Annotated in this window: 17 protein-coding genes and 1 pseudogene; 5 read left to right on the top strand and 13 right to left on the bottom strand. The window is 60.7% G+C overall.

Annotated features, from left to right (window positions below):
* Nucleotides 1-61 precede the first annotated feature (61 nt).
* The 3 genes from J9870_RS17455 to J9870_RS17445 are packed head-to-tail and all read left to right on the top strand — an operon-like array spanning nucleotide 62 to nucleotide 2,546.
* Nucleotides 62-1,141: an ATP-binding protein gene (locus J9870_RS17455; protein ID WP_348772632.1), complete on the top strand. Its 1,080-nt coding sequence runs from the start codon at nucleotides 62-64 to the stop codon at nucleotides 1,139-1,141.
* Nucleotides 1,110-1,781, top strand: a complete 672-nt coding sequence (locus J9870_RS17450; RefSeq protein ID WP_210639231.1) for a response regulator — start codon at nucleotides 1,110-1,112, stop codon at nucleotides 1,779-1,781. The genes J9870_RS17455 and J9870_RS17450 overlap by 32 nt, the downstream gene beginning before the upstream one ends.
* Nucleotides 1,782-2,546: a PAS domain-containing protein gene (locus J9870_RS17445; protein WP_210639230.1), complete on the top strand. Its 765-nt coding sequence runs from the start codon at nucleotides 1,782-1,784 to the stop codon at nucleotides 2,544-2,546. It abuts the gene before it with no gap.
* 101 nt (nucleotides 2,547-2,647) lie between these two features.
* Here the strand turns inward: J9870_RS17445 and J9870_RS17440 are convergent, their stop codons facing one another.
* The 5 genes from J9870_RS17440 to J9870_RS17420 form a co-directional block, all read right to left on the bottom strand.
* Nucleotides 2,648-3,667 carry a branched-chain amino acid aminotransferase gene (locus J9870_RS17440; protein WP_210639229.1) on the bottom strand — a complete coding sequence of 340 codons (1,020 nt, stop codon included), beginning with the start codon at nucleotides 3,665-3,667 and terminating at the stop codon, nucleotides 2,648-2,650.
* A 257-nt stretch (nucleotides 3,668-3,924) separates the two neighbouring features.
* On the bottom strand, nucleotides 3,925-5,310 hold the full coding sequence (gene lpdA, locus J9870_RS17435) for a dihydrolipoyl dehydrogenase (protein WP_210639228.1): 1,386 nt from the start codon (nucleotides 5,308-5,310) through the stop codon (nucleotides 3,925-3,927).
* 3 nt (nucleotides 5,311-5,313) lie between these two features.
* Entirely contained in the window at nucleotides 5,314-6,591 is a 1,278-nt protein-coding gene (locus tag J9870_RS17430; protein ID WP_210639227.1) for a dihydrolipoamide acetyltransferase family protein, read from the bottom strand.
* Complete coding sequence (locus J9870_RS17425) at nucleotides 6,592-7,650, bottom strand: alpha-ketoacid dehydrogenase subunit beta (protein ID WP_135844975.1); 1,059 nt, start codon at nucleotides 7,648-7,650, stop codon at nucleotides 6,592-6,594.
* Between the two features lies 1 nt (nucleotide 7,651).
* Nucleotides 7,652-8,887, bottom strand: coding sequence for a 3-methyl-2-oxobutanoate dehydrogenase (2-methylpropanoyl-transferring) subunit alpha (locus J9870_RS17420; RefSeq protein WP_135844976.1), 1,236 nt, complete (start codon nucleotides 8,885-8,887; stop codon nucleotides 7,652-7,654).
* Nucleotides 8,888-9,079: 192 nt separating this feature from the next.
* On the opposite strand from J9870_RS17420, the gene bkdR reads away from it, so the two are divergent.
* Nucleotides 9,080-9,568 (top strand): Bkd operon transcriptional regulator BkdR, encoded by a 489-nt coding sequence (gene bkdR / locus J9870_RS17415; protein ID WP_109755132.1) that lies wholly within the window; start codon nucleotides 9,080-9,082, stop codon nucleotides 9,566-9,568.
* A 353-nt stretch (nucleotides 9,569-9,921) separates the two neighbouring features.
* On the opposite strand, the gene J9870_RS17410 is transcribed toward bkdR, so the two are convergent.
* The 7 genes and pseudogenes from J9870_RS17410 to J9870_RS17380 all read right to left on the bottom strand — a co-directional run bounded on the left by J9870_RS17410 (nucleotide 9,922) and on the right by J9870_RS17380 (nucleotide 16,961).
* Nucleotides 9,922-10,791 (bottom strand): aldose 1-epimerase, encoded by an 870-nt coding sequence (locus J9870_RS17410; RefSeq protein ID WP_210639226.1) that lies wholly within the window; start codon nucleotides 10,789-10,791, stop codon nucleotides 9,922-9,924.
* 86 nt (nucleotides 10,792-10,877) lie between these two features.
* Complete coding sequence (locus J9870_RS17405) at nucleotides 10,878-12,158, bottom strand: TRAP transporter large permease (RefSeq protein WP_210639225.1); 1,281 nt, start codon at nucleotides 12,156-12,158, stop codon at nucleotides 10,878-10,880.
* Nucleotides 12,158-12,685 carry a TRAP transporter small permease gene (locus tag J9870_RS17400; RefSeq protein WP_210639224.1) on the bottom strand — a complete coding sequence of 176 codons (528 nt, stop codon included), beginning with the start codon at nucleotides 12,683-12,685 and terminating at the stop codon, nucleotides 12,158-12,160. The genes J9870_RS17405 and J9870_RS17400 overlap by 1 nt, the downstream gene beginning before the upstream one ends.
* Before the next feature lie 76 nt (nucleotides 12,686-12,761).
* Nucleotides 12,762-13,730, bottom strand: coding sequence for a TRAP transporter substrate-binding protein (locus J9870_RS17395; RefSeq protein WP_210639223.1), 969 nt, complete (start codon nucleotides 13,728-13,730; stop codon nucleotides 12,762-12,764).
* 59 nt (nucleotides 13,731-13,789) lie between these two features.
* On the bottom strand, nucleotides 13,790-14,695 hold the full coding sequence (locus J9870_RS17390) for an SMP-30/gluconolactonase/LRE family protein (protein WP_210639222.1): 906 nt from the start codon (nucleotides 14,693-14,695) through the stop codon (nucleotides 13,790-13,792).
* 43 nt (nucleotides 14,696-14,738) lie between these two features.
* A pseudogene (locus J9870_RS17385) lies at nucleotides 14,739-15,559 on the bottom strand (NAD(P)-dependent oxidoreductase).
* Between the two features lie 172 nt (nucleotides 15,560-15,731).
* Complete coding sequence (locus J9870_RS17380) at nucleotides 15,732-16,961, bottom strand: OprD family porin (protein WP_246883153.1); 1,230 nt, start codon at nucleotides 16,959-16,961, stop codon at nucleotides 15,732-15,734.
* 895 nt (nucleotides 16,962-17,856) lie between these two features.
* Between J9870_RS17380 and J9870_RS17375 the strand changes: the two genes are divergently transcribed.
* Nucleotides 17,857-18,225, top strand: a complete 369-nt coding sequence (locus tag J9870_RS17375; RefSeq protein ID WP_210639220.1) for a DUF6124 family protein — start codon at nucleotides 17,857-17,859, stop codon at nucleotides 18,223-18,225.
* A 197-nt stretch (nucleotides 18,226-18,422) separates the two neighbouring features.
* Here the strand turns inward: J9870_RS17375 and J9870_RS17370 are convergent, their stop codons facing one another.
* Nucleotides 18,423-19,472 (bottom strand): RHS repeat-associated core domain-containing protein, encoded by a 1,050-nt coding sequence (locus tag J9870_RS17370; RefSeq protein WP_210639219.1) that lies wholly within the window; start codon nucleotides 19,470-19,472, stop codon nucleotides 18,423-18,425.
* Nucleotides 19,473-19,552: the final 80 nt, after the last annotated feature.

Here is a 19,552-nt window from a genome sequence, read left to right as displayed (position 1 = left end):
ACTACGACCGCAGTGGTGGCCGCTCTGGTTGGGGCGTATCCGCCCCGACCAAGCGCGCAGCGTGCGAAAACTACTGGCAGGATTGCCCTTGTGTCAGGCGCACGCTGAAGGTGCCTTGTCGGGTTTCCTGGACCGTTTCGAAGCACTGCTGCCCAACTGCAAACTCAATCTGATCCTGGGCGGCGAAGACCTGGGGCCGGCGCGGCGCGGACTGCTCGAAAGCTGTCAGGGCGTTGCGCGCTGCCCTTGGCGTGACGCGACCCTGGCTGATACGGCGCAGGCCTGTGGCGCTTGCCGGCAACGGGGGGTACATCGCCTGCTGTGTGCCTTGCCGCAAAGTGACGACTCGGGCAAAGGGCTGTTGCTGCTCGATACCCCCCAACCGGTCCATGCCAGCTGGCGCCTGTTGCTGGAGGAGGCGGCGCAGGCGGTGGGCATCACCGTGCGCTTGCGCAGCTACACCCGTGAGCAACAGCGTAAACAGGCCACGTCCCGGCACGGCGCGTTGGCCCGTGAGCTGCACGATTCGGTGGCTCAGCAGCTGGGTTACCTGTCGTTCCAGGCGCGTTTACTGCAGGGGCAGGTGGGCGAGCCGGAGCAGGCCAGTGCCGGGTTGCAGGAACTGTGCGTCGGCTTGAGCCAGTTGCAGCGCCAGGTGCGCGAGTTGATCACCAACGCTCGCCTGACCATGGACGGGCGCTCGCTGCGCCAAGCCCTGGCCGACTCCATCGCGGAGTTCTCGCGGCGCTGCATCATTGTGTTCGAACTGGACAATCGCCTGGCCGACGATGCCTTGAGCCCGGGCACCGAACTACAGGTTTTGCAGATCATTCGCGAGGCACTGGCCAACGCGGTGCGCCATTCCCATGCGCGGCATGTACGCATCGAGTTACGGCAAAACCAGGACGGTGATGCCTCCATTTCGGTGGAGGACGACGGCATCGGGCTCAGCCCGGCGTCAGGGGAGCAAAACCATTTCGGCCTGGCGATCATCCGCGAGCGCGCCGCGAGCATCGGCGCCCGGCTGACAATTGAAGCGATCCGTCCGCACGGGGTCCGCGTACACCTTGGCCTCAGCCGCCACCAAGACCTGCCACAGGGGAGTTTCGATGGACTGCACGACCTTATTACTGATCGATGATCACCCATTGTTTCGCAAAGGCCTGGCGCAGCTGTTCGATGCCAGCGACGACTTCGAAGTGGTGGGGCAGGCGGCCAGCGGTCGCGAAGGCATCAACCTGGCCGTGAGCCTGGCACCGCAGCAGGTCTTGCTTGATCTGCACATGCCCGGCTTGAGCGGTTTGCAGGTGCTCGACGAACTGCGTCAGTTGCGCCTCGACTGCCAGGTGGTGGTGCTCACCGCGTCGATGGATCGCGCCGAGCTGTTGACGGCCTTGCGCCTGGGGGCCAGTGGTTACGTGCTCAAGGAAACCGAACCCGATGCGTTGTTGAGCTACATGCGCAATTGCCACAAAGGCGCGATCGTCCTGGATTCAACCCTGGTTGCCCTGTTGGCCGATCAGGCCGAGTCGGTTAGCCGGACCATCCACGATCTGGACCTGCCAGACACAGGCAACCTCACCGAGCGCGAGGGGCAGACCCTGGCCCTGATCGGCGCCGGCATGAGCAATAAACAGATCGGTCGGGAACTGGGGATCAGCGATGGTACGGTCAAGATCTATGTGAGGAATCTGTTGCAGAAGTTCAGCCTGCACTCCCGTCTGGAGTTGGCGGCGTGGGTGCACAACGGCGCGTCAGTGAGACACGAGGAGCGTCATTAGATGATGGAACGACCAGAGGCATTTGTGCAGACACTGCCCGTGCACCTGATGGACCGCTTTCCGGCGGCATTGCTTGAACTGCGCGACAGCGGTCAGATTGCCCAGTTCAACCTGGCCTGGGTCGAGCTGATGGATCTGCCAGACGCAGAACGCAACCTTATTGACTATGTGCACCACGAAGACCGGTCGTTGTGGCGTCAGGCCCTGCATGAACTGCGTCGGCGCCCAGAAACCTCCTTCAACCAGCGGCTGCGTTTTGTTCACCCTTCGGGGGAACTGCGCTGGTTCGAGGTCAGCCTGAAGCGCGGAGCCCAGGGTTTCTATCTAGTGGCCGGCGACGTCACTGCGCACAAGCGGCGCGAGATTGCCTTACAGGCGAGCCAGCGCAGCAGCATGAGCCTGCTCGACAGCATGCCGGGGCTGATCTATCGCGGTCGCAACAACCGCGACTGGACCATGGAGTTCGTCAGTGCTGGTTGCCTGCAACTGACCGGGTATCCGCCGGAGCGGCTGGTGGACAACCATGAATTCACCTACAACAGCCTGATCCTGGCGCAGGATGCCGATTACGTCTGGCGCGAGGTGCAATATGCCTTGTCGCGGCAGGAACCGTTCGAACTCAATTACCGGATTCGCTGTGCCGATCAGTCGATCAAGCATGTCTGGGAAAAGGGCGTCGGGATCTATGCCGACACGCGTGAAGTGCTGGGTATCGAGGGGGCGATTTTCGAGCGTAGGGCGGGTCAGCCCCGAACCGATGGGTGACGGCAGATACGGTTTGCTTTTTGAATTCCGGAGCCCTTTGTAGCGAGGGGATTTATCCCCTCGCTACAAAGAAGCGCCTCGGTGCTACGGGTAGGCCTGGCTCAGACCTTGACGATCCAACCCGCTGGCGCTTCCACGTCGCCGGTCTGCACGCCGGTCAGCTCTTTGTAGAGCTTCTGGGTGATCGGGCCGACTTCGGTTTCGCTGTGGAACACGTGCAGCTTGTCTTTGTAGCTGATGCCGCCAATCGGGGTGATGACCGCTGCGGTACCGCAGGCGCCGGCTTCCTTGAAGTCCGAGAGCTTGTCGATGAACACGTCGCCTTCGATCACTTCCAGGCCCAGGCGCGATTTGGCCAGTTCGATCAGCGACAGGCGGGTGATGCCCGGCAGGACCGAAGGGGAGTTGGGTGTGACGAATTTGTTGTCGTGGGTGATGCCGAAGAAGTTGGCCGAACCGACTTCCTCGATTTTCGAATGGGTCATCGGGTCCAGGTAGATGCAGTCGGCGAAGCTCGCTTTCTTGGCCAGGGAACCGGGCATCAGGCTGGCGGCGTAGTTGCCACCGACCTTGGCCGCGCCGGTGCCTTGTGGTGCGGCGCGATCGTAGCTGGAGATCAGGAAGTTGTGCGGGGTCAGGCCGCCCTTGAAGTAGGCGCCAACCGGGATGCAGAAGATCGAGAAGATGAACTCGGGTGCGGTGCGCACGCCGATGTTGTCACCCACGCCGATCACGAACGGGCGCAGGTACAGCGCGCCGCCGGTGCCATAAGGCGGGATGAAGCGCTCGTTGGCGCGGACCACTTGCTTGCAGGCTTCGATGAACTGCTCGGTCTCGACATGCGGCATCAGCAGACGTGCGCAGCTACGTTGCATGCGGGCGGCGTTCTGGTCCGGGCGGAACAGGTTGATCGAACCGTCCTTGCAGCGATAGGCCTTCAGGCCTTCGAAGCACTGCTGACCGTAGTGCAGGGCGGTGGAGCCCTCGCTGATGTGCAGCACGTTGTCGTCGGTCAGGGTGCCGGCGTCCCAGGCGCCATCGCGCCAGTGCGACAGGTAGCGCTTGTCGGTCTTGATGTAGTCAAAGCCCAGTTTGTCCCAATTGATGCTCTCGTTACCCATGACACCCTCTATTTCTTAACAACCGTCGAAACGGTTCAAGGCTTCTGACGTTTTTTGGATGGGGACAACAATACTTCATTCCGGGGGTGTTTCGCAGCCCGCACGATAAGGGGCAGGCAGATAAATGATGGTGTTCTTGAAAATCGCGAGCAAGCTCGCTCCCACAGGTGATCCCGGTCGTTCATGCGAACGCAATTCCCTGTGGGAGCGAGCTTGCTCGCGAAGGGGCCCTCACTCACACCACCAACGCCCCTGAATCACAGATGCAACGCATGCCCCAACGCCCGCAACGCCGCTTCCTGCACCGCCTCACCCAGCGTCGGGTGGGCGTGGATGGTGCCGGCGATGTCTTCCAGGCGTGCGCCCATTTCCAGGGACTGGCCGAACGCGGTGGACAGCTCCGAGACGCCCACGCCGACGGCTTGCCAACCGACGATCAAGTGATTGTCCCGGCGCGCCACGACCCGTACGAAACCGCTTTTCGATTCCAGGGTCATGGCCCGGCCATTGGCGGCGAACGGGAAGCTCGACACGATGCAATCCAGTCCGGCGGCCTTGGCGTCGTCCGGTGTCTTGCCGACCACCACCAGTTCCGGGTCGGTGAAGCACACCGCAGCGATGGCGGTCGGGTTGAACTCGCGATGCTGGCCCGCGATCAGCTCGGCGACCATTTCGCCCTGGGCCATGGCCCGGTGGGCGAGCATCGGTTCGCCGCTCAGGTCGCCGATGGCCCAGACGTTGCGCATGCTGGTCTGGCACCGGTTATCGATTTTCACCGCCGAACCGTTCATCGCCAAGTCCAGGGCTTCGAGGTTCCAGCCCTGGGTGTTGGGTTTGCGACCAACGGCCACCAGTACCCGGTCGGTGTCCAGGTTCAGCGTCTCGCCATTGGGATCACGCACTTGCAGAGTGCTGGCCTGGGCATCGAAACCTTCGACGCTGTGTTTGAGGTATAGCTTCACGCCCAACTGCTTGAGCGCCTCGTGCACCGGCTGGGTCAGTTCGCCGTCGTAGGCTGGCAGGATCCGTTCCTGGGCCTCGACCACGCTGACCTCGGCGCCGAGCTTGCGGTAGGCGATGCCCAGTTCCAGGCCGATGTAGCCACCGCCGACCACCACCAGGTGCTTGGGCACCGAGGTGGGCGCGAGGGCTTCGGTGGAGGAAATGATCGGCCCGCCAATCGGCAACATCGGCAGGTCGACGCTTTTCGAGCCGGTGGCCAGCAGCAGGTGTTCGCATTGAATGCGGGTGTCGTCGACCTCGACGGTCTTGCCGTCGATCACCTTGGCCCAGCCGTGCATGACCTGGACCTTGTGCTTTTTCAACAGCGCCGCGACGCCGGTGGTCAGGCGATCGACGATGCCGTCCTTCCATTCCACGCTCTTGCCGATGTCCAGGCTCGGCGCCGACACGGTGATGCCCAAGGCCGAGCCCTGGCTGTGGTGCCGGGTCTGGTGGAACTGCTCGGCCACATGAATCAGCGCCTTGGATGGAATGCAGCCGATGTTCAGGCAGGTCCCGCCCAGCGCCTGGCCTTCCACCAGGATGGTCGGGATGCCCAACTGGCCGGCGCGGATCGCTGCCACATAACCGCCAGGACCGCCGCCGATGATCAGCAGCGTGGTGTTCAAAGTCTGTTGCATGCCTTACTCCACAAACAGCGTTGCGGGTTGTTCGAGCAGGCCGCGCAGGGCCTGGATGAATTGCGCCGCGTCCATGCCGTCGACCACCCGATGATCGAAGGAGCTGGAGAGGTTCATCATCTTGCGAATCACGATCTGGCCTTTGATCACCACGGGCCGTTCGACGATTTTGTTCACGCCGACGATCGCCACTTCCGGCAGGTTCAGCACCGGCGTGCTGACGATGCCGCCCAACGCACCGAGGCTGGTCAGGGTGATGGTCGAGCCGGACAGCTCATCACGACTGGCCTTGCCATTACGCGCCGCTGTGGCCAGGCGCGAGATTTCCGCCGCGCTGTCCCACAGGCTGCGGGCTTCGGCGTGACGCACCACCGGCACCATCAGGCCCACATCGCTTTGGGTGGCAACGCCGACATGCACGGCGCCCGAACGGTGGATGACCTGGGCTTCGTCGTCGTAGCGGGCGTTCATTTGCGGGAAGTCCCGCAGGGCCACGACCAACGCGCGGACCAGGAACGGCAGTAAGGTCAGCTTGCCGCGACCGGCGCCGTGTTTTTCATTCAGGTGCACCCGCAGCTCTTCCAGGGCAGTGACGTCGATTTCCTCGACGTAGCTGAAGTGGGCGGCGCGCTGGGTCGCTTCCTGCATGCGCTGGGCGATCTTGCGGCGCATGCCGATCACCGGGATCTGCTGCTCGTCGTGGCGTTCGGCGTAGCCCGAACCGCCCTTGGCCTGGGCCGATGGACCCTGGGCCAGATAAGCCTCGAGGTCTTCATGCAGGATACGCCCGGCGGGACCGCTGCCCTGGACCAGGCGCAATTGAATGCCCAGGTCCAACGCATGCTTGCGCACGGCCGGCGAGGCCAGTGGTCGTTCTTCCGGATCGCGGGCCACTGGTGCTTGCGGGGCGCAGCGAGGCGCGGTGGTCTTTTCCACCACGGGTTCAGGTGTTGCCACTGGCGTCGGCTTTGGCGCCTGTGTAGCCGCCTGCGGAGCCGCAGCTGGAGCCGGTTGTGCCGATTCCTTCAAGTTACCCGCACCTTCGACTTCAATGCGGATCAGTTCGCTGCCCACCGCCATGACTTCACCGGGCTCGCCACCCAAGGCGATGACCCGGCCATGCACTGGCGAAGGAATGTCGACCATGGCTTTGTCGGTCATGACATCGGCCAGTACCTGGTCCTCGACCACCATGTCGCCGACCTTGACGTGCCACACCGACAGCTCAACTTCGGCGATGCCTTCGCCAATGTCCGGCATCTTGATAACGTGCGTGCCCATTCAGACCTCCATGACCCGTTTCAACGCCGCGCCCACACGGGACGGCCCTGGGAAATACGCCCACTCCTGCGCATGCGGGTAGGGCGTGTCCCACCCGGTGACACGCTCGATGGGCGCTTCCAGGTGGTGGAAGCAATGTTCCTGCACCAGCGAAACCAGCTCGGCGCCAAAGCCGCAGGTACGGGTGGCTTCGTGGACGATCACGCAACGACCGGTTTTCTTCACCGACTTGACGATGGTCTCCAGGTCCAGCGGCCACAGGCTGCGCAGGTCGATGACTTCGGCGTCGATGCCGGTTTCCTCGGCGGCGGCCAGGGACACATACACGGTGGTGCCGTAAGTGAGAATGGTCACGTCTTTACCGGGGCGGGTGATGGCGGCCACGTCCAGCGGTACCGTGTAGTAGCCGTCCGGCACCTGCGCCGAGGGGTGTTTCGACCACGGCGTTACCGGACGGTCGTGGTGGCCGTCGAACGGGCCGTTATACAGGCGCTTGGGCTCGAGGAAGATCACCGGATCATCGTTTTCGATGGAGGCGATCAGCAGGCCCTTGGCGTCGTAAGGGTTCGAAGGCATCACAGTGCGCAAGCCGCAGACCTGGGTGAACATTGCCTCGATGCTCTGGCTGTGGGTCTGGCCGCCATAGATGCCGCCGCCGCAAGGCATGCGCAGGGTCATCGGCGCGGTGAACTCGCCGGCCGAGCGATAGCGCAAGCGCGCCGCTTCGGAAATGATCTGGTCCGAGGCCGGGTAGACGTAGTCGGCGAATTGGATTTCTGCCACTGGGCGCAATCCGTAGGCGCCCATGCCCACGGCCACGCCGACGATGCCGCTTTCGGAGATCGGCGCGTCGAATACCCGCGAGGTGCCGTATTTGTTCTGCAGGCCTTCGGTGCAGCGGAACACGCCGCCGAAGTAGCCCACGTCCTGGCCGAAGACCACGACGTTATCATCGCGTTCGAGCATCACGTCCATGGCCGAGCGCAGGGCCTGGATCATGGTCATGGTGGTAGTGGTCATGGCGGTGTCCAGCGCAATATTGTTGTTGTGATCGTTCATGTCAGATCCCCAACTCCTGACGCTGGCGCTTCAAGTGCTCCGGCATCTCTTTGTAGACGTCTTCGAACATGGTCGCGGCGCTCGGGATCTGCCCGCCAGCGAGGGTGCCGTACTGCTCGGCTTCCTTCTGCGCGGCGATCACCTCGGCTTCGAGTTCGGCGGTGACGGCGGCATGTTCCTCTTCGGACCAATGGCCGATTTTCACCAGGTGCTGCTTGAGGCGTGCAATCGGGTCGCCCAGCGGGAAGTGGCTCCAGTCGTCGGCGGGACGGTACTTCGAGGGATCGTCGGACGTGGAGTGCGGGCCAGCGCGATAAGTGACCCATTCGATCAGCGCCGGGCCGAGGTTGCGGCGGGCGCGTTCGGCGGCCCAGCGTGAAGCGGCGTAGACCGCCATGAAATCGTTGCCGTCGACACGCAGCGAGGCAATGCCGCAACCGACGCCGCGTCCGGCGAAGGTGGTGGCTTCACCGCCGGCGATGGCCTGGAAGGTGGAGATCGCCCACTGGTTGTTGACTACGTTGAGGATCACCGGCGCCCGGTAGACATGGGCGAAGGTGAGGGCGGTGTGGAAGTCCGATTCGGCGGTGGCGCCGTCACCGATCCAGGCCGAGGCGATCTTGGTGTCGCCCTTGATCGCCGAGGCCATGCCCCAGCCCACGCCCTGGATGAATTGGGTGGCGAGGTTGCCGGAGATGGTGAAGAAACCGGCGTCCTTGACCGAATACATGATCGGCAACTGCCGGCCTTTGAGCGGATCGCGCTCGTTGGACAGCAGTTGGCAGATCATGCCCACCAACGGCACCTCGCGGGCCATCAGGATGCTTTGCTGGCGATAGGTGGGGAAGCACATGTCATCGATGTTCAGCGCCAGGGCCTGGCCGCTGCCGATGGCTTCCTCGCCGAGGCTCTGCATGTAGAACGACATTTTTTTCTGACGCTGGGCGACCACCATGCGGTTGTCGTAGATGCGCGTCTTGAGCATGGCGCGCATGCCTTTGCGCAGGATCTCGAGCGGCACGTCTTCGGCCCATGGACCGTGGGCATTGCCCTGGTCATCGAGCACGCGGATCAGGCTTCGGGCCAGGTCGGCGGTGTCGGACGGTTCGACGTCGATGGAAGGTTTACGCACCGTGCCGGCATCGGACAGATGCAGGTAGGAGAAGTCGGTCTGGCAGCCGGGACGGCCCGAGGGTTCGGGTACGTGCAGGCGTAGCGGTTCGTACGCTGGGTTCATGGCTTTCTACGCTCGATCTTGTGAATTTCTTGTAGTGGGCGCGCTAGCTGACGAATTTCCCCGGGTACGGGAAATTGTCCTACAACAATCATAGGCTCGACGCAGAAGAATATTTTTCTCTGTTGGCTTGCTGTTCAGATCATTTGCAGATAAAAAATCTGCACAACGATAAAAAACAGGATTATTTGTCTCATGCGCAAATTGGATCGCACCGACATCGGGATTCTGAACAGCCTTCAGGAAAATGCCCGCATCACCAACGCCGAGCTGGCCCGTTCGGTCAACCTTTCGCCGACGCCGTGCTTCAACCGGGTTCGGGCCATGGAGGAGCTGGGGGTGATCCGCGAGCAGGTCACGCTGCTGGACGCCGACCTTCTGGGGCTACATGTCAACGTGTTCATCCATGTCAGCCTGGAGAAACAGGTGGAGGAGGCGCTGCAGCACTTCGAAGAGGCGATTTCCGACCGGCCGGAGGTGATGGAGTGCTACCTGATGGCTGGCGATCCGGATTACCTGATCCGCGTGCTGGTGCCGACCATCCAGTCGTTGGAGCGCTTCATGATGGATTTTCTGACCAAGGTCCCGGGCGTGGCGAATATCCGCTCCAGCTTTGCCCTCAAGCAGGTGCGCTACAAGACGGCGTTGCCGTTGCCGGCCAATGGGTTGACCTTGGGCACCTGAAGAATTTCTGTGGGAGCGAGCTTGCTCGCGATGAGGTCGTCACATTCACCATCAGCGCAAGCAGACCCACCGCTATCGCGAGCAAGCTCGCTCCCACATTGGATATGGGGGGGCTTTCGAGCTTTAGAGCTGATTGATCGGAATCTTCAGATAGGTCACGCCATTGCCGCAAGGTTACCAAGTTGGGCAGCCTGCATTGGCATTGGATTCCAATAACGACATCGTCGTAACCGGTCGATATTTCGACGACCGGAGCTCGATACCCTTCGCATTTCGGTTGAAGGGGTGAGTCGCTTTGGTTTTCGCAGGTGGCAGGGTGGCCGGGGCACCTTCCGAGCAGTCGGCGACGATTTTCATAGCGACCGACACTGCATCGAAAACCCCAGCGCCACCGACTGCCCTTGCTCCAGCAAGCGCAACCCCGGCCGCCCTGGCAGGTGGTGCGCATTGACCGGATGGCTGACCGGTTCGATGCAAAAGAAGTCCAGGTCCACGGGGCAGTACAGCAGGAAATAGTCGCTGCCACTGGCTCGGCATTCCAGTTCGTAGCCCAGGTCCGGTTGCTGGATCAGGCAGTGTCCGTCCCAACCGCCGAAGCCATTGTCCACGAGCGTATCCGGCAGCAATCGGGGCTGCTGGAAATCCCAACTTTCAGGAATCTCCCGAAGTTCTGTCGGCAGTTTCGAGGCATCACACATCCAGACCTCGTTGGCGCGGGTTTGCAGGCGAGTGCCGGCGGTGCGTGGAAAGTACGGATGCAAACCCAGCCCGTGCCACGCGGCCTGTTCGGCCATGTGGGTGACGTGCATTGCGATTTGCAACTGGCCGCCACTCAAGCCGATCCGCAGGCTGGCGCAGTAGGCGAATGGCTGCTGGCTGTCGAGTTGCAACAACACTTGCTGGGCACTCTGCTCGATCACCTGCCACGGCTGTTGCCAGGCGCTACCGTGGATCGGAAACAGATCGTTGGGGCTGTTGGCTTCCAAAGCGAGCCAGCCGCCGGGACAGTCGAAACCGCCGTGGGCGATCCGGTTCGACCAGGGAATCAGCGGGAAGCCGCCGAGTTTGCCTGGAAGGCGGTTTTCCAGCGCTTGCGGCGCGGGAGGGCGTAGCAGGGGAGCACCGGTGCTGAGCAAGGTCCATTCAACGAGACTGGCGCCCAGGTGAGGAGCGAGGGTGAGGCGGGTGAGTTCGTCTTCGAGGTAGAGAAGAGGCTGCGTCATGATGGTCGCGTCTTTTGGGAAGGGGGTGCTTTTGTGGCGAGGGAGCAAGCTCCCCCGCCACAAGGGGGCTTGCTCGATTACAGGATTTACAACACCAGGTGCGGCAACCACAGCGAAATGGCGGGGATGTAGGTCACGAGCATCAGCACCACGAACAACATGGCGTAGAACGGCAGCAGCGCCTTGACGGTGCTTTCGATGCTGACCTTGCCGATGGCGGAACCGACAAACAACACCGCGCCCACTGGTGGCGTGATCAACCCGATACCCAGGTTCACCAGCATGATCATGCCGAACTGCACCGGGTCCACGCCGATGCCCACGATCACCGGCATCAGGATCGGCGTCAGGATCAGGATCAATGGCGCCATGTCCATCACGGTGCCCAGCAGCAGCAACATCACGTTGATGCACATCAGGATCACGTAGCGGTTGTCCGACAGCGTCAGGAACGCAGTGGTGATCTTCGCTGGAATCTCCATCAGCGTCATGATGTAGCCGAAGCTGGCGGCGAAGCCGATCAGGATCATCACGATGGAGATGGTACGTACCGTACGGTGCATCAGTTTCGGCAGCTCGCTCCACTTGTAGTCGCGGTAGATGCACATGGTCACGAAGAACGCCCACACCACGGCAATGGCGGCCGATTCGGTGGCGGTGAAAACACCCGAGAGAATGCCGCCAAGGATGATGAACAGCGTCATCATGCCCCACATGGCTTCCCGGCAGATCTTCAACGCTTGCTTGAGGGGAATCACTTCGCCCTTGGGGTAATTGCGCTTTCTCGCGAAGACCAGGCACAGCGCCATCAGGCAGAGGTTCATCATGATGCCGGGGACGATGCCGGCCATGAACAGCGAACCGATGGAGACGGTGCCGCCAGCGGCGAGGGAGTACAGCACCGCGTTGTGGCTGGGCGGTGTCAGCAGCGCTTGTACCGAACCACTGACGGTGACGGCGGTGGCGAAATCACGCGGATAGCCCCGGCGTTCCATTTCGGGGATCAGTACCGAACCGACCGAGGCGGTATCGGCCACCGAGGAACCGGAGATCGCGCCAAAAAAACTCGAGGCCACGAGGTTGACCAAGGAAAGGCCACCGCGCACGAAGCCTACCAACACACTGGCGAATGCCACCAATCGGCGGGACATGCCGCCTTCGGCCATGATCGCACCGGCCAGCACGAAGAACGGAATGGCCAGCAACGAGAATTTGTTCACCCCGCCCGTTACCTGGATCATCATGGCCTGGAACGGAATATCGATCCACCACGCCCCGATCAGGGCGGCAGCGCCCAGCGCATAGGCGACCGGCATGCCGATCAGGATCAACAACAAAAAACTGCCCAGCAGAATCAGCGCGTCCATTAAGCGGCACCTTCGTTTTCTTCGACCAGGTCGAACTGCACGACCCGACGCTGGCTTTGATCACCCAGCAAGAGTTTTTCCAGGACAAAAATCAGGGTCAGGAAACCACCGACCGGGATCGGCATGTAGGTGATGCCGACGCGCAGGGTGGGTATGGCACTCATGAATTGATTCCAGGTGGTCATGCACAGCTTGGTGCCCCAGATGGTCATGAAAATGCACACCGCCGCCATCAAGAGCTGGGTGAAAACCGAAGCCAAGGTTTGCCAGTGCGGTGGCAGGCGGCTGGTGACCATGTCCACGGCCATGTGCGAGCCGGAGCGGTAGCTGGCAGCGGCGCCGATGAAGGTAAATACGATCATCAGCAAGATGGCGGTGGGCTCCGGCCAGCTTGAGCCAGTACCCAGTACGTAGCGGGCGAACACCCCCCACGGAATCATCAGCGCAACGGCGAGGACAGAAAGGCCGGCCACCCAGATGCAAGTCATGTAAATCGTGTCGTTGATACGCAGCAGCAAATTCTTCATCGGGTTCCACCGTAACCGGGCGCGCCTTTTAACTGCAGGCGCGCCCAGCCTTTTCATGAGTACAGTTTGAGAGACCTTACTTAACGGCTTCGATACGCTTGATCAGGTCGGCATACGGTGCGCCGTATTTGGCCCGGACCGGGGCGGTAGCGTCATAAAAAGGTTTCTTGTCGACGGTGATGAACTCGACGCCGGCGGCCTTGAGTTTTTCTTCACTGGCGGTGGATTTCTTGTCCCACAGATCGCGTTCTTCAGCCTGGGCAGCCTTGGCGGCTTTTTTCACCATGTCCTGCTGTTCCGGCGTGAGCTTGTTCCAGGTGATTTTTGACATCACGATCGGCTCAGGCAGGATCAGATGACCGGTGAGGCTGTAGTACTTGGCGTTTTGGTAGTGGTTGTGTTCGAGCAGGGTCGGCGGGTTGTTTTCGGCGCCGTCGATCACGCCGGTCTGCAAGGCGCTGAAGATTTCGCCGGTGTCCATCGCGATGCCGTTGGCGCCCATGGCGTTCATCATCTCGATGAACATCGGGTTGCCTTGCACGCGGATTTTCATACCCTTGAGGTCTTCGAGCTTGCGCACCGGTTTCTTGGTGTAGATGTTGCGCGTGCCGCCGTCCATCCAGGCCAGGGCCACCAGGCCGAATTCGGAGTTGGTGATTCGGTCGAGGATCGCATCGCCGACTTCACCATCGATGACCGCGCGCATGTGGGCCTGGTCGCGGAAGATGAACGGCATGTTGAAGACGTTCACATCCGGCACCACAGGGCCAACGATCCCCAGGCTGACGCGAGACATCTGGATTGCGCCGGCTTGCATCTGCTCGATGACTTCTTTTTCAGAACCCAATACGCCACCCGGGAAGTACTTGAACTTCAGTTCACCCTTACTTTCCGCTTCCAGGGTTTTACCCATGGATTCCTCGGCGACCACGGTCGGGTAGCCCTTGGGGTGGATGTCGGCGATCTTGATATCGAGGGCATGGGCCGCCTGGGCCAGGAAGGCCAGGGGTAGGGCTGCGATCAAAAGCGTGCGTTTGAAATTCATGGTCAATCTCCAGTTTGTTGTTTTTTTTATGTGCTCATCCAGTGAAGCGGCAGTGCAGATCAGTTCGCGGAGTGTTTCAGTCCTCCAAACGCAGGTTCAGCCAGGCCCTTGACGCCGGGGTTGAGGGCGAACACGCCACCGGCCAAAGACTGCGGGTCGGTGTCGTCACCGGGGCGGATCGAGGTCACGAAGAGGGTGTCCAGGCGACTGCCGCCAAAGGCGCACATGGTCGGCTTCTTCACCGGCACCGCCAGCGAACGATCCAGTCGGCCATCCGGGGTAAAACGATGGATGAGGCCGGCGTCGTTGGCGCAGATCCAATAGCAACCTTCGGCGTCCACTGCCGCACCGTCCGGGCGCCCGGCCAAGGGCAGCATGTCGACGAACAGCCGCCGGTTGGATGGCGTGCCGCTGTCGATGTCGTAGTCGAAGGCCCAGATCTGTTGCACCAGCGGGTGTGAATCGGAGAGGTACATCGTCCGTCCGTCCGGGCTGAAGCCCAGGCCATTGGGCACGATGAAACCGCTCAGTTGTGCCTCGACCGGGCTGCGTTGCCCGGCCTCATAACGGTACATCCGGCCTTCGTCGATGTTGGCGCCCATGTTCAACACCATGCTGCCGGCCCAGAAACGGCCCTGGCGGTCGCAACGGCCATCGTTGAGGCGCATGTCGGTGCGGCTGTGCTCGACGCTCGCGCACAGTTCGCTGTCCAGGCTGCCGTCTTCATTGGGGTGCAAACGGAAGAAGCCGCTTTCCATGCCGGCGACCCAGCCACCGTCCTGATGACGGGCCAGGCAGGCGAGCATTTCCGGCGCTTCCCAGCCCTGGATTTTTCCGCTGCTGGCGTTCCAGCGTTGCAGGCCACCGCTGGGAATGTCCACCCAGTACAGGGCGTTTTCCTCGGGAACCCACACCGGGCTTTCCCCGACGGCGTTGCGTGCATCGACAATCAATTCGGCTTGCATGGTGATTCCTTTGTGCGTGCGCATCCCATGAAAAACAGGCAAGTCAGTCGTCGAACGGGCCGGCCGCTACAAAGGCGCCACCCTGATAGATCCTGGCCGGGTCATCGGCGGCCGGCATCGGCTGCGCTTCGACCTTGGCGCGGAAAATTTCCGAGCTGTCCTTGGGCTGGTAGCCCAGGTGCGCGGCGTGGCTGTTGTCCCACCAGACGTCGCGGTTGGCGGACACACCGTAGACCACGGTATGACCAACGTTCGGGGTGTAGAGCGAGCATTCGATCAACTGGGTGAGGTCGTCGAAGCTCAGCCAGGTGCTCATCATCCGGCGGTTCTGCGGTTCGGCGAAGGACGAGCCGATGCGGATGCTCACGGTCTCGATGCCATAGCGATCGAAGTAGAAACTGGCCACATCTTCGCCGTAGGACTTGGACAGGCCGTAGTAGCCGTCCGGGCGGCGGGGGAGAGGGCGTCCAGGCCCTGGTCCTGCTTGTAGAAACCGATGACATGGTTGGAGCTGGCGAAGATGACGCGTTTGACGCCGTGCTTGCGGGCGGCTTCATAAATGTGGAACACGCCGCTGATGTTGGCGCCGAGGATTTCTTCGAACGGGCGTTCAACCGAGACACCGCCGAAATGCAGGATGGCATCGACGCCTTCTACCAGTTGATGCACGGCCTGCTTGTCCGACAGATCGCACGGCACCACTTCTTCGCTTTCATCGATGGCCGGGGCCATGTTGGCGATGTCCGACAGGCGAATGTGGCGGGCGAAAGGCTTGAGACGCTCGCGCAAGACTTTGCCCAGGCCACCGGCGGCACCGGTGAGCAGCAGGCGATTGAGGGGGTGGCGAATATGTGTCGTGGTCATGAAATTACCTGAGCAAACAGTGAGAGGTATCAGTTGTTATAAGTTGTCGTACGACCTAGGGAAATATCCTTATCCTTCCGCTACCTTGTCAACGTTTGATCGACGAACCGCTCTGGATCGGCGTCCCTGCCGCAGGTGCCATGGGATGCGCTCATGGCAATGGATCCTGGTATTACAGAAGCGAAATCGGGTAGCTGATGAAAATGCGGTTCTCGTCGAATTCGTTGGTGCTGTAGTCGCGACGAATCGATGCGTTACGCCATTTCACGTTAAGGCTTTTCAGTGCGCCGCTTTGCACGGTGTAGGCCAGTTCGGTTTCACGGCCCCATTCCTTGCCGTCATCGACAGTGGCGGTGTGCACATTGTCGCCGCTGATATAGCGGTTCATCAGGGTCAAGCCCGGCACGCCGACGGCGGCGAAGTTGAAGTCATGGCGCACTTGCCAGGATTTTTCCTTCGCGTTGTCGTAGCTGGAGTTGTAGCTGTCGTTGGCCAGGGTGCCGCCGCTGGTGCCGTTGACGCGCATCCAGGCATCATCGCCGCTGACTTTCTGCAGGCCGACGTAGAAGGTGTTGCCACCGTATTTGGCCGAGAGCAGGGCGAACGCGGTTTTGTTGTCCAGGTCGCCGGCCAGGGCGCTGCCGTCTTCCTTGCCGATGAAGTAGCCAAGGTTGGCGCCCAGGGTCCAGTCGCCGATGGGCTGGCTGTGGGTCAGGTTGAAGTATTGTTGCTGGTAGATGTCGGACAGTTCCGAATACCAGACGCCGACCTGGGTGCGCTTTTCGTTGAAGGCGTATTCGCCGCCGCCGAAGTTGAAACGGTCGGAGGTGAACGCGCCGCGGCCGTTCATCGACATGTCTTCCATGCTCGCGTCGTTGCGCGGGCTGTTGGCGCGGAACTGACCACCGTACAGGGTCAGGCCGCTGATCTCGGTGGAGGTGACCTGGCCGCCACGGAAGGTTTGTGGCAGGGAACGACCGTCGTCGGAGCGCAGGATCGGTAGCACCGGCATCCACTCACCGACCTTCAGCTCGGTTTTCGACACCTTGGCCTTGAGGGCCACGCCCAGGCGACCGAAATCGTCGGCCGGGCGACCGTCGTCGTGCACCGGCAGCAGTTGCGTACCGGTGGTACCACGACCGCCGTCGAGCTTGAGCGAGTACGTGCCCAGCACGTCCACGCCGAAACCGACCACGCCTTGGGTGAAACCGGACTTGGCATCGAGGATGAAGTTCTGGGTCCACTCCTCGGCTTTGCCCTGGGCATTGTTCGAGTTGGTGAAGTTACGGTTGAAATAGGCGTTGCGCAGGGTCAGCGTGGCCTTGGCGTCATCGACGAAGCCTTCGGCGCTGGCGGTCATTGGCAGAAACAGCGCCAGGCTGCTGCAACCCAGTAGGGCCAGTGCAGGGCTGGAATTGAGGAGGGTACGGCGGTTTGGACGGTTTTCGGGCGAAAAACGGACACGTGTGCTCACTATGACGCTCCCTTACTTTTTTGTTGTTTTTATTTGTTATACGTCGTCGTACAACATGATGGGGATTATTTGGAAGCATCTGCTCGTTGTCAACTGGCCATTATCGGAATTATCCAACTCGTGGGTGCTTCAAAATGAGGCATACCGATGGTTGTCACTCACCGAAGTCAAGAACGAAGGTAGTGGCGCCGGGCGAACCTGTGGCCTGAGAATAGCGATGAGTGCGCCGGGTTGTGCGATGACTGGTCTAAGACATTAGTCGCATGCACACGATCTGACGGATGATGAAGCCCCTTGTGGCGAGGGTGCGCCTATGTAGATCGTTCCCACGCTCTGCGTGGGGATGCATCCCGTGACGCTCTGCGTCACCTTCCAGAAGCGGAACGCGGAGCGTCCCTGGCGGCATTCCCACGCAGGAGCGTGGGAACGATCGGTAGGTGTTTGTTAACCCGTGTTGCCAGTCCAAACAGGGTGGTGTTTATCCAGACGTAGGATCGTTCTGGATCAGGCTACGTTGTCTTGCGCCGTTGCCTACAACTGCGCCAGAATCCGCCGGCTTGTGCGCCTGGGGGCCGGGTTCTATCGTTTCCGGGTCGCTGAGGAATCAGCGATCGGGTTTGGTAGCCCGGCTCTTCCATATGACGCACAGCTTCATCTTCTTCAGGTGCTTTCTTCAACATTTGTATTTGATGGTGGCCATGCGTAGGGCGTCTTCGGGCGCGCCGGTGTTCATGTGGACCGGTCTACCAACCTTCGTATGGCCACCGCCCTTCGTTTGGTAGCGGGGGTGATGGCTCCTCCAATTCCACATGAGGTTCCATCTATGTTCAAAGTAACCCCCAACCCACCAGACACAGATCCGACTCCACCGCGCAAAAAAACCAAGACCCAAAAACTCGACGAAGCCGCCGAACGTGCCCTCGACTATTACCTGAACCCCAAACCGGACAAACCCGAAGCCGATGCGGTGGCTGGCCAACTCTTCACCGTGATCAAGGACATCGACACCGAAACCCTGCTCGCCAACCTCAGCGAAAACCTGGCCTCGGCCAATGCCATGGTCAGCGACCTGGCCTTCGACCTGGAAGGCCCCAGGCGCCACATTGCCCTAGGCATCCAGCAACTGATCGAACTGAGCGGATTGCTGGCAAACCGCGCGCTGGACAACGTCGAACCACGCCAGTCGACATAGCGCATCCCCCCTGTGGCGAGGGAGCAAGCTCTCTCACCACAAGAGCACCTGCGTACGCTGGCCTAACAAATGAGGAGCGAGCTTGCTCGGGATGATGGTGGGCAGCCAACGTCGCAGGATGCTCGGCGGTGCCAGCTCGAGTTGCGCATATTATGTGTTGACCGAAGCTATAGCATGCGTACCGGGCCGCTCGTCAGTTACTGATCGGTGCGAATTGCCTGGGCTGCTTTCATTGCTTTGAGAAGCCTCCATTTGAGTTCATGGCGAGTCTCTTGTACTCGTGCGCGTGCATTTCTCTTCACCGCCGTCGATGTTTTATTTTTCAGCAGCTCGGTTAAATCGGCTTCAGCTTGCAGGTATTTTTTCGGCCATTGGGGATCTCCCGAGATCGGAACCCATCCGTTCTTTTTCACGAACTTGTCGAATTCCCGTGCAGATTCAGCACGGGCTCTCTTCCAACGGCCTTGTCTTGTCAAGCTACTACCTGGCCTCTTGAGGCCATAGGCTGATTGCTCCCAAGGTAATATAAATGTCTTGTCACTTTGTTCAGGAACAGCTGCTGCTGGAGTGGCAAGGGCTGAGCTGACCTCGGCCTTGGTGATCTGGGAAGCAGGAGGAGATACACGAGGAGAAGTAGTTTTGGAGGAAGAACTCAACGTGCCTGATGCGTTTGGTTTGGTCTCCCATGGCCGGAAGTAGCGAACCCACGGCCGGAAAAATGGAGCATTCCCACTCGGATCATACCGATTAACCGGGTCCCCTCCGCAATACGCATACGCATTAATCCCCCCATCCCCAAAAGGACTCAGCTCATCCGGGCTGTTGAAACGCATCAACGCCGGGTTAAAAGCCCGGTTGCCCTGTCCCAGTAAATAGTGCCCGGTTATCGAGTCGGGGGGCGCGCCGTGGAAACCGAGCAAACAACTCAAGCCGCTTTCGCCTGAGCGATAGCCATAGGCGGTATAGGCCATTTGCTGCAGGTTAGTGTCCGTCACTGTTTTCAGCAGCGAATGTTGTTGATCCGTTGCCAACAGTGTCGTCTCGGTAACGTCGGCGGTGCCTGATCGTTGCGCCAGCGGCTGGGGCCCATGACGCATAATCGTCAGTTGCGACTGGCCCTCTATCTCATTAACCAATTCGTCTTCTTGATAGAAACGTTGTGTGCCTGGGCTCTCCAAAGGCTTCAAACCTACGAGGCGATCCAGTGGGTCATATTGATAGAGGCACAGTATTTTCATCTGCGACATGATTTGACTCTTCCCAGAGAACTCACCATGTCAGGCTCGGATGTTTTTCGAGGGATGTCTACTAGTAGAACTGCTAGTTT

The sequence above is a fragment of the Pseudomonas sp. Tri1 genome (assembly GCF_017968885.1).
GTDB lineage: Bacteria > Pseudomonadota > Gammaproteobacteria > Pseudomonadales > Pseudomonadaceae > Aquipseudomonas.
Note: the sequence above shows the minus strand (reverse complement) of the source record. Positions and strands in the feature narration are given on the sequence as shown.

Bases quoted from the DNA above. Each gene is read 5' to 3' on its own strand.
- J9870_RS17450 (WP_210639231.1), top strand. From the start codon at position 1,110: ATGGACTGCACGACCTTATTACTGATCGATGATCACCCATTGTTTCGC.
- J9870_RS17445 (WP_210639230.1), top strand. From the start codon at position 1,782: ATGATGGAACGACCAGAGGCATTTGTGCAGACACTGCCCGTGCACCTG.
- J9870_RS17440 (WP_210639229.1), bottom strand. From the start codon at position 3,667: ATGGGTAACGAGAGCATCAATTGGGACAAACTGGGCTTTGACTACATC.
- lpdA (WP_210639228.1), bottom strand. From the start codon at position 5,310: ATGCAACAGACTTTGAACACCACGCTGCTGATCATCGGCGGCGGTCCT.
- J9870_RS17430 (WP_210639227.1), bottom strand. From the start codon at position 6,591: ATGGGCACGCACGTTATCAAGATGCCGGACATTGGCGAAGGCATCGCC.
- J9870_RS17425 (WP_135844975.1), bottom strand. From the start codon at position 7,650: ATGAACGATCACAACAACAATATTGCGCTGGACACCGCCATGACCACT.
- J9870_RS17420 (WP_135844976.1), bottom strand. From the start codon at position 8,887: ATGAACCCAGCGTACGAACCGCTACGCCTGCACGTACCCGAACCCTCG.
- bkdR (WP_109755132.1), top strand. From the start codon at position 9,080: ATGCGCAAATTGGATCGCACCGACATCGGGATTCTGAACAGCCTTCAG.
- J9870_RS17410 (WP_210639226.1), bottom strand. From the start codon at position 10,791: ATGACGCAGCCTCTTCTCTACCTCGAAGACGAACTCACCCGCCTCACC.
- J9870_RS17405 (WP_210639225.1), bottom strand. From the start codon at position 12,158: ATGGACGCGCTGATTCTGCTGGGCAGTTTTTTGTTGTTGATCCTGATC.
- J9870_RS17400 (WP_210639224.1), bottom strand. From the start codon at position 12,685: ATGAAGAATTTGCTGCTGCGTATCAACGACACGATTTACATGACTTGC.
- J9870_RS17395 (WP_210639223.1), bottom strand. From the start codon at position 13,730: ATGAATTTCAAACGCACGCTTTTGATCGCAGCCCTACCCCTGGCCTTC.
- J9870_RS17390 (WP_210639222.1), bottom strand. From the start codon at position 14,695: ATGCAAGCCGAATTGATTGTCGATGCACGCAACGCCGTCGGGGAAAGC.
- J9870_RS17375 (WP_210639220.1), top strand. From the start codon at position 17,857: ATGTTCAAAGTAACCCCCAACCCACCAGACACAGATCCGACTCCACCG.
- J9870_RS17370 (WP_210639219.1), bottom strand. From the start codon at position 19,472: ATGTCGCAGATGAAAATACTGTGCCTCTATCAATATGACCCACTGGAT.